Source organism: Streptomyces sp. NRRL S-920, from assembly GCF_000717945.1.
GTDB lineage: Bacteria > Actinomycetota > Actinomycetes > Streptomycetales > Streptomycetaceae > Streptomyces > Streptomyces alboniger.
The window spans coordinates 41,455-49,934 of sequence record NZ_JODF01000080.1 but is presented as its reverse complement, the minus strand read 5'-3'; the positions used below and the strand labels follow the sequence as shown (position 1 = coordinate 49,934).

Genomic DNA, 8,480 nt, shown 5'->3' with positions numbered 1-8,480 from the left:
GGTGGGCGGGAGACGGCCGTCGCGCAGCGACGGGACAGGGGATGACGCCGAGCAACGGGCCGGGTGGCGGAGGCAGTTCCCCCCAGACCCCCCGGTCAGAAGAACGTACGGATGTAGTCCGTGACCGCCCCATCCCCCTCCACCAGAGGAATCAGCTGCCACTTGTCGAACACCGTGCACGGATGGGAGAGGCCCATCCCCACCCAGTCGCCCACGGCGAGTTCCGCCTCCGGCGAGGTCCGCAGCCATCCGTGCTGGTCGGAGAGGCCCGTCACCGTGATGCCGGTCGCGGGGCCCTCCACCCCGCCCCGGCGGACGACCTGCGCCTCGGGCAGGTCGAGGTCGTACGCCGCGTCCCGCTTCCCCGCGTTGGTGAACGCCTGCTCCGAAGAGGGACGCGACACCACCTGCGACCAGAGACGGAACGCCGGTTCCAGGCCGCCCTCCCCCGGGACGCGGTTGAAGGGCGTCAGCTTCCGGTAGTGGCCGTCGTCATGCGAGACGTACGCACCCGAACGCAGCAACTTCAGTACCGGCGAGGAGAGTTCCGGCACCTCGGCGAAGACCGACGCCACCGCGTCGAACCACGCGCTGCCCCCCGCGCTGAGCACGACCTCCGGAAGGTCCGCGAACCGCCCCGACCTGTCGAGTTCGACGAGCAGCGCGACGAGCCGCCGCAGCCACGCGGTGACCCGCTCCGTGGAGGGCCGCGGCACCTCTCCCTCGTATCCGGCGACGCCCACGAGCCGCAGCGTGTCCGCGCCCGCGACGGCGTTGGCGATCTCGAAGCACTCGGCCTCGGTCCGCACCCCGGTCCGTGCCTCGTCGCCCGCCGCCAGTTCGATCACGACGTCCACGGGGCGGCTCGCCCCCGCCTCGCTGAGCGCGGCGTGCATCAACTCGATACCGCGTACGGAGTCGACGTAACAGATGAAGCCGAAGGACGGGTCGGCGCTCATCTCGCCGGCCAGCCAGCGCAGCGCCGCCGCGTCGACCAGTTCGTTCGCGAGGAAGATCCGCGAGGTGCCGAACGCCCGCGCCACCCGCACCTGATGGGGCACCGCGAGCGTGATGCCCCACGCCCCGCGCTCCATCTGCCGGGCGAAGAGCTGCGGCGCCATCGACGTCTTGCCGTGCGGCGCGAAGGCCAGACCGTGCCGCTCGGCGTACGTCTCCATGAGGGCGAGGTTGTGTTCCAGGCGTTCCGCGGAGAGCGCGAGGACGGGCGTGGTGAACCCGCCGGCGAAGAGGTTCCGGCGCTGGGCCGCCAGCTCGCCGACAGTAAGGCCCGCCGCGTCCGGCGGCAGGCCCTTGAAGCGGTGGTCGATCCGCTCGTCCGCGAGCGCGGCCAGCGGATCGGCGGACCGGGCGACGGCGTTACCGGTGTCGGCGGCGGTCTCGTCGGCGTGGTCGGCGGCCATGGGCGCCTCCTCCAGAGTGCGTTGCAGCATCTGCAACAGTCATTGCGTATGGCGTTTACTGCTGTCTAACATCCGAGCCAACGCCGGGTCAACGGATCCGGAGGGACGGTTGAGGGGCTGGAAGAACGTGACCGCACAGGCAGCCGCGCAGGCGCCCGCGCAGGCAGCAGTCGACGTCGTGGCGCTCGGCGAGTCCATGGTCACCTTCCTGCCCGCGCGACCCGGCCGCCTCGCCGACGTGCCCTCCTTCGACCGCGGAATCGGCGGCGCCGAGTCGAACGTCCTGTGCGCGCTCGCCGCGGCCGGGCACACCACCCGCTGGGTCAGCCGCGTCGGCGCCGACGGCTTCGGCGACCACCTCGTCGAGGCGATCGCGCGCTATGGAGTGGACACCTCCGCCGTCCGCCGCGACCCCCACCGCCCCACCGCCATCTACTTCCGCACCGCCGACGACCGCGACACCGACGCCCACGAGGTCGTCTACTACCGCGCGGGCTCGGCCGCCTCCGCCATGGCGCCGGGCTCGGTCGACGAGGACGCGCTCGCCTCGGGCCGCGTCCTGCATCTGTCGGGCATCACACCCGCCCTCTCCGCCGACTGCCTCGATCTCGTACGCCACCTCTGTACCCGGCGCGCCGACCGCGGGCCGCTCGTCTCCTTCGACGTCAACTACCGGCCGCGGCTGTGGGAGGCCGCGGACGCCGGCTCCTCCCGCGCGCCGGGTGTCCTGCTCGACCTGGCCCGCGGCGCCGACCTCGTCTTCGTCGGCGAGGACGAGGCCGCCAGGGCCTGGGGCGTGACCGGCGGCCCCGCCGCCCTGCGCGCCGTACTGCCCGAACCCGACACCCTCGTCGTCAAGCAGGGCGGCCGCGGCGCCACCGTCCTGCGCCACGGCGAGGACCCCGTCTTCCAGCCTGCCCTGCGCGTGGACGTCGTCGCGCCCGTCGGCGCCGGTGACGCCTTCGCCGCCGGGTTCCTCTCCGCCGCCCTGCGCGACCTGCCCACCAACCGGCGCCTGCGCCACGGCCACCTCATGGCCGCCGCGGCCCTCACCGTCCCCGGCGACCTCGCCGCACCCCCCGCCCGCCCACACGCCGACCGCCTCGCCGCTCTGGACGACGCCGCCTGGGAGACACTTCGTCTCGGTCCCGGCTGGACGGCGAACGCCCCGGAGGAACCCGGGGCCGACGAGGAGGTACGTACCCCATGAGCCAGACCGTCGACCGCGCGCTCTCGATCCTGCCGCTGCTCGCCGAGGGCCCCGCCGACCTGGGTCAGGTGGCCGACCGGCTCGGCGTCCACAAGTCCACGGCGCTCCGGCTCCTGCGCACCCTCCACGAGCACGGCCTGGTCTTCCGCCAGTCCGACCAGCGCTACCGCCTCGGCGCGCGCCTCTTCGCGCTCGCCCAGGAGGCCGTCGAGAACCTCGACGTGCGCGAGATCGCCCACCCCCACCTCCTCGCCCTCAACGAACGCTGCGGCCACACTGTCCACCTCGCCGTCCACGAGGACGGGGAAGTCCTCTACATCGACAAGGTCGAGAGCCGCTACCCGGTACGGATGTACTCCCGCATCGGCAAACCGGTCGCCATCACCGTCGCCGCCGTCGCCAAGCTGCTGCTCGCCGACTTCCCGGAAGCCGAGCGCCGCGCCTTCGCGGAGAAGCTCGACTACCCCACCTACACGTCCCGTTCCACCCCCAACGCCGCCGCTTTCCTGCGGGAGTTGGAGAAGGTGCGCGAACAGGGCTGGGCCACCGACCTCGGTGGCCACGAGGAATCCATCAACTGCGTCGCGGCCCCCGTCCGCGGCGCCGACGGCCGCGTCGTCGCCGCCATGTCGGTCTCCGCGCCGAACGTCGTCGTCACCGCCGAGGAACTCCTCTCCCTCCTCCCGCTGGTGCGCCGCACGGCGGAAGCCATCAGCCGGGAGTACTCCGGCGCCGCTCCCGACGCGAGAACCGCCCCTACCAAGGAAGCCTGATCAGCAGATGACCGAGAAGACAGCCCTCACCCCGGCCACCCACACCACCCCGCCCGCGAAGTTCTCCCACGGCGTCAAGAAGGGCAACATCCTCCAGGTCGCCGGGCAGGTCGGCTTCCTCCCGGGCGAGGAGGGCAAGGCGCCCACCCCCGCGGGCCCGACCCTGCGCGAGCAGACCCTCCAGACCTTCGCCAACGTCAAGGCGATCCTCGAAGAGGGCGGTGCCACCTGGGACGACGTGATGATGATGCGCGTCTACCTCACGGACGTGGACCACTTCGCCGAGATGAACGAGATCTACAACGCCTACTTCGAGGAGCAGGGCCTCACGGCCCCCGCCTCGGCCCGCACCACCGTCTACGTGGGACTGCCCAAGGGCCTGCTCATCGAGATCGACGCACTCGCCGTGCTCGGCTGACACCCCTTCACTTCCCGCAAGCCGTACGTCGTCACGGCACGGCACCCCCTTCCCCCGGGGGCGCCGTGCCGTGATCCGCCCTGCCCACGAAAGCCCCATGCACTTACGAGGTCAACCATGTCCCCGTCCCACACCGGCGGTCTCCTCGCCCTGATCGACGGCACGGCGGGCCTGCTGACCGTCGCCGCGCTCGGCATCGCGCTCCTGCTCCTGCTGATCATCAAGGTCAGACTCCAGCCCTTCGTGGCGCTGCTCGCGGTCTCCATAGCCGTCGGCCTCGCGGCCGGCCTCTCCGTCACCGAACTCTTCGGCACCGTCCAGAGGTCCGACGCCGTCTCGGTGGTCGAGTCGGGCATGGGCGGCATCCTCGGGCATGTGGCGATCATCATCGGCCTCGGTACGATGCTCGGCGCGATCCTCGAGGTCTCGGGCGGCGCGGAGGTGCTGGCGTCGCGCCTGCTGGGCTTGTTCGGCGAGAAGCGCGCGCCGCTGGCCATGGGCCTGACGGGCCTGATCTTCGGCGTCCCGGTCTTCTTCGACGTGGGCATCTTCGTCCTGGCCCCCATCGTGTACGCCGCCGCCAAGCGCAGCGGCAAATCGATCCTGCTGTACTGCCTGCCCCTCCTCGCGGGCCTGTCGATGACCCACGCGTTCCTGCCCCCGCACCCCGGCCCCGTGGCCGCCGCGGGCCTGCTGAAGGTGGACCTCGGCTGGGTCATCCTGATGGGCGTCGTCTGCGGCATCCCCGCGGTGCTCGCCGCCTGGGTGTTCTCCGCGTGGGTCGGCAGGCGCATCTTCGTGCCCGTCCCGCAGGACATGGTCGAGGCCGCCGAGGAGGCGAGGGCGGCGGTCGTCGCCGAGCAGCGCGCCGCCGGGGTGGAGCCGTGCGAGAAGCCGGTGCCGCTGGGAATGGTCTTCGCGATCATCGGCACGCCGCTGTTCCTGATCCTCCTCGCGACCTTCTCGTCGATCGCCTTCGACCCCTCGACCCCGCGCAGCGTCATCGAGTTCTTCGGCAGCCCGTTCGTGGCCCTGACCATCGCGCTCCTGATGGCGTACTACCTGCTGGGCATCCGGCGCGGCTGGTCCCGCAAGTCCCTGGAGAGGGTCTCGACCTCGTCCCTGAAGCCGGTCGGCAACATCCTGCTGGTGGTCGGCGCGGGCGGTGTCTTCGGCGCGGTCCTCAAGGCGAGCGGTGTCGCGAAGGCCCTCTCGGACACGTTCCAGGACGTGGGCCTGCCCATCATCGTCCTCGCCTACCTGCTCTCCCTGGTGCTGCGTGTCGCCCAGGGCTCCGCGACGGTCGCGATCGTCACGACGGCCGGCATCGTCGCCCCGCTCCTCGCGGAGGGCGACCACTCACAGGCCTTCGTGGCCCTGGTCATCATGGCGATCTCGGCGGGCTCCATCTTCGCCTCGCACGTCAACGACGGCGGGTTCTGGATGGTCGCGAAGTACTTCGGCATCTCGGAACGGGACACCCTCAAGTCCTGGACGGTCCTGGAGTCGGTCCTCTCCGTGGCGGGATTCGCGGTGGCGGCGGTCGTCAGCGTGTTCGTGTAGCGCTCACCGAGGGTGTGCGGTTGTGTCCCGGTCACGGGTGAACAAGGAGATGAAGAGCAAGGGCGTCGCCGTGGTCGGGATGAACGTGGACGCGTCCGTGACGAACGCCCGCTCCTTCGAACAGGACAGGAAGCTGTCCTACCCGAGCCGCGCAGGGCCCGTACCAGCACGTGGGTACGGGCCCGCCGGCACGAGGTCAACTCGTGCAGTACTGCTGCTCCTTGCCGATGGACCGGTACATGCAGTCCGAGTTCTCCAGGAGTTGCAGGACCGCGTCGCGGTTGCGCGAGGTCTCGCGTTCGATGACCTCGTCGGGCGGGTAGAAGCCGCCGCCGCCCGTGGACGACGGGTACATCTCGAAGGTGTAGCTGAAGATCTTCTGGCTGCCCCACAGCCAGTCGTTGATCGACCCGTCGGTGATGTAGAGGTCGCTGGACTGCTGCGGCGTGTAGCCGTTGCTCGCGGCCATCTTGCGGCCGACGGTGGCGTGCGCGTCGCGGTCGTCCTGGGTGAGGCCGGGGCCCGTGTCGCTGTACGTGTAGCCGTAGGGCCACAGGATCAGTTCGCTGTACGTGTGGAAGTCGATGGAGGCCCTGATCTGCTGCTTGCCGCCGACGACGCGGCTGCGGACGAAGTTGGCGACGACCTTCACCTCGGGGGCCGACTCGGCGCTCGGGCCGCGGTAGGTCTCGGAGCCGGTGCTGCCCGAGGACCCGCCGCAGCAGCCCCACCGGTAGGCCCAGTTGCGGTTCATGTCGGTGCCGACGTTCGACGAACCGCTGTTGGGCTGGCGGTTCTTGCGCCAGCTGCGGTAGGAGCCGGTCGCGATGTCGTACTCGCCGCCGTCCGGGTTCAGGTCGGGCACGATCCAGATCTCGCGCTCGTCGACCATCTTCTTGACCCGGGCGTCGGTGGCGTAGTCGTCGCCCAGCTCGCGCAGCAGGTAGAGCGCCATCTCCACCGTCAGGTGCTCGCGGGCGTGCTGGTGGTGGGTGAAGAGGACCTCGGGCTCGGCCTCGTCGGTGGCCACGTTGTCGCTGATCTTGATGGCGACGATGTCCCGGCCCTGGTAGGACTTGCCGATGACGCGCTTGCTCATCAGGTTCGGGTGGGCCGCGATGCGCTGGTCGATCGCCGCCGTCATCTCCGCGTAGTTGTGGTAGCGCGAGTCGGCGGGCGGGAAGTCCTTGGCCTCCACCGGCAGTCCGTTCGTACGCTTCGGGGGGCCGGCCAGAGCCCTGAGTTCGTAGCCCGCCTCGCGCAGCCGGGCCGCCTCGCGGCCGTCGGCGGAGACGACCACCGCGCGGGCGTGGACCTCGTCGATCGCGACACCCGTGCGGGCGAGCGCGGTGCGGGCGGCCCGGTCGTCGGCCAGCGGGATCTCGTACTGACGGGTCTCCTCATCGGCGGCCGCCGCGCTCCGGGCGGCGGGGCCGGGTTCGGACGGGGAGGCGTTGGCGGTGAGGGGTGCCGCCACGGCGAGGGCGAGAAGGGCCGCGAGGGTGGCGGATCTTCTGCCGCGTATGCGGAGTCGCATGAAGTCTCCTCAGGGGTGGGGGGGTGTTTCAGTGCGACGCGTGGGGTGCGTGGGGTACTGGGACGCGGGATGTTGTGCGAGGTTCGCACTGCCGTGCGGGCGGTGCGGGCCGCGCCGCCCCATCGTGGAGGCGTGGCATGCCCCGGTCAATGCTGTCTTCCGGCCAACCCCTTGTGCCCCGCGCCGCTTTGCGCTTTCTTGATCGGCATGGCTGACACCACAGGCAGTGGAACCACCACCGGCGCATCCGCACCCCAGCCGCGCAGATCGAGCTGGAAGTACATCGGCCCCGGCATCGTCGTCGCCGCGACCGGCGTCGGTGCGGGCGACCTCGTCGCGACCCTCATCGCGGGCAGCAACTTCGGCTACACCCTGCTGTGGGCCGCCGTCATCGGCTGCGTCGTGAAGATCTCACTCGCCGAGGCCGCCGGTCGCTGGCACCTGTCCACCGGACGCACCCTCTTCGACGGCTGGGCGAGCCTCGGCCGCTGGACGACGTGGTTCTTCGTCGTCTACGTGGTGATCTGGGGGTACGTCTACGGGGCGGCGGCCATGTCGTCCTCGGGGCTGCCCCTCCAGGCGCTCTTCCCCGACGTCATGGCACTCAAGTGGTGGGCGATCCTCACCGGCCTCGTCGGCCTCGTCTTCGTCTGGTTCAACAAGTACGCCGTCTTCGAGAAGGTCATGACGGTCCTGGTCGGCATCATGTTCGTCGTCACCGTCTATCTCGCCGTCCGCGTCACCCCGCACCTCGGCGACGCCTTCGCCGGCCTGCTGCCCGTCCTGCCCGACGAGAAGGACTCGATCCTCAACACGCTCGGCCTGATCGGCGGCGTCGGCGGCACCATCACGCTCGCCGCGTACGGCTACTGGGTGAACGCCAAGGGCTGGACCAACACCGGCTGGATGAAGGTGATGCGGCTCGACAACCGCGTCGCGTACATCACCACCGGCGTCTTCGTCGTCGCCATGCTCTTCGTCGGCGCCGAGATGCTGCACTCCGCGAACGTCGCCATCGCGAGCGGAGACAAGGGCCTCGTCCAGCTCTCCGACATCCTGGAGAAGGAGTACGGCAACGCCACCGCCAAGCTGTTCCTTATCGGCTTCTTCGCCACCTCGTTCACCTCGCTGATCGGCGTGTGGCACGGCGTCAGCCTGATGTTCGCGGACTTCGTCGAGCGCTACCGCAAGCAGCGGGCGGGCGCCGACGAGAAGGCGCTCAGCGGCGAGGAGGTGGCGTCCGGCGCGCGCGAGAAGTCCGTGCCGTTCCGCGCGTACCTGCTCTGGCTGACCTTCCCGCCGATGATCCTGCTCTTCCAGGGCCAGCCCTTCCGGCTGATCATCATCTACGGCGTGCTGGGCGCGGCCTTCATGCCCTTCCTGGCGCTGACCCTCATCTGGCTCCTCAACTCCTCGCGCACACCCACCGAGTGGCGCAACGGCCGGCTCAGCAACGGCATGCTGGCCGTCGCGGGCCTGCTGTTCCTGGTCCTGTGCGTCAAGCAGATCTCCGACCAGGACTGGAGCAGCTTCTTCTAGCTCTCCGTCACCAGTACGG

General features: G+C 70.5%; 7 protein-coding genes. 5 read left to right on the top strand and 2 right to left on the bottom strand.

The annotated features are described in order from the left end of the window. Positions 1–95 precede the first annotated feature (95 nt). Positions 96–1,451: an amino acid deaminase gene (locus IG54_RS0133855; protein ID WP_420712310.1), complete on the bottom strand. Its 1,356-nt coding sequence runs from the start codon at positions 1,449–1,451 to the stop codon at positions 96–98. 97 nt (positions 1,452–1,548) lie between these two features. Here IG54_RS0133855 and IG54_RS0133850 point away from each other — a divergent pair, with 97 nt between their 5' ends. The 4 genes from IG54_RS0133850 (at position 1,549) to IG54_RS0133835 (ending at position 5,385) form a co-directional block, all read left to right on the top strand. Beyond that, positions 1,549–2,631, top strand: coding sequence for a sugar kinase (locus IG54_RS0133850; RefSeq protein ID WP_030793762.1), 1,083 nt, complete (start codon positions 1,549–1,551; stop codon positions 2,629–2,631). Then, on the top strand, positions 2,628–3,404 hold the full coding sequence (locus IG54_RS0133845) for an IclR family transcriptional regulator (protein WP_030793760.1): 777 nt from the start codon (positions 2,628–2,630) through the stop codon (positions 3,402–3,404). The genes IG54_RS0133850 and IG54_RS0133845 overlap by 4 nt, the downstream gene beginning before the upstream one ends. Positions 3,405–3,411: 7 nt before the next feature. Continuing rightward, the gene (locus IG54_RS0133840; RefSeq protein ID WP_030793757.1) at positions 3,412–3,822 is read left to right on the top strand and encodes a RidA family protein; all 411 of its coding nucleotides are present in this window, start codon (positions 3,412–3,414) and stop codon (positions 3,820–3,822) included. A gap of 117 nt (positions 3,823–3,939) precedes the next feature. Further along, positions 3,940–5,385: a GntP family permease gene (locus IG54_RS0133835; RefSeq protein WP_030793754.1), complete on the top strand. Its 1,446-nt coding sequence runs from the start codon at positions 3,940–3,942 to the stop codon at positions 5,383–5,385. 196 nt (positions 5,386–5,581) lie between these two features. Here the strand turns inward: IG54_RS0133835 and IG54_RS0133830 are convergent, their stop codons facing one another. Next, positions 5,582–6,922: a M14 family metallopeptidase gene (locus tag IG54_RS0133830; RefSeq protein WP_030793751.1), complete on the bottom strand. Its 1,341-nt coding sequence runs from the start codon at positions 6,920–6,922 to the stop codon at positions 5,582–5,584. Positions 6,923–7,129: 207 nt separating this feature from the next. Between IG54_RS0133830 and IG54_RS0133825 the strand changes: the two genes are divergently transcribed. Then, positions 7,130–8,461 (top strand): Nramp family divalent metal transporter, encoded by a 1,332-nt coding sequence (locus tag IG54_RS0133825; protein WP_030793748.1) that lies wholly within the window; start codon positions 7,130–7,132, stop codon positions 8,459–8,461. The last annotated feature ends 19 nt before the right edge of the window (positions 8,462–8,480 follow it).

Coding starts and splice junctions, on each gene's coding strand:
- IG54_RS0133855 (WP_420712310.1), bottom strand. CDS start 1,451: ATGCTGCAACGCACTCTGGAGGAGGCGCCCATGGCCGCCGACCACGCC.
- IG54_RS0133845 (WP_030793760.1), top strand. CDS start 2,628: ATGAGCCAGACCGTCGACCGCGCGCTCTCGATCCTGCCGCTGCTCGCC.
- IG54_RS0133840 (WP_030793757.1), top strand. CDS start 3,412: ATGACCGAGAAGACAGCCCTCACCCCGGCCACCCACACCACCCCGCCC.
- IG54_RS0133835 (WP_030793754.1), top strand. CDS start 3,940: ATGTCCCCGTCCCACACCGGCGGTCTCCTCGCCCTGATCGACGGCACG.
- IG54_RS0133830 (WP_030793751.1), bottom strand. CDS start 6,922: ATGCGACTCCGCATACGCGGCAGAAGATCCGCCACCCTCGCGGCCCTT.
- IG54_RS0133825 (WP_030793748.1), top strand. CDS start 7,130: ATGGCTGACACCACAGGCAGTGGAACCACCACCGGCGCATCCGCACCC.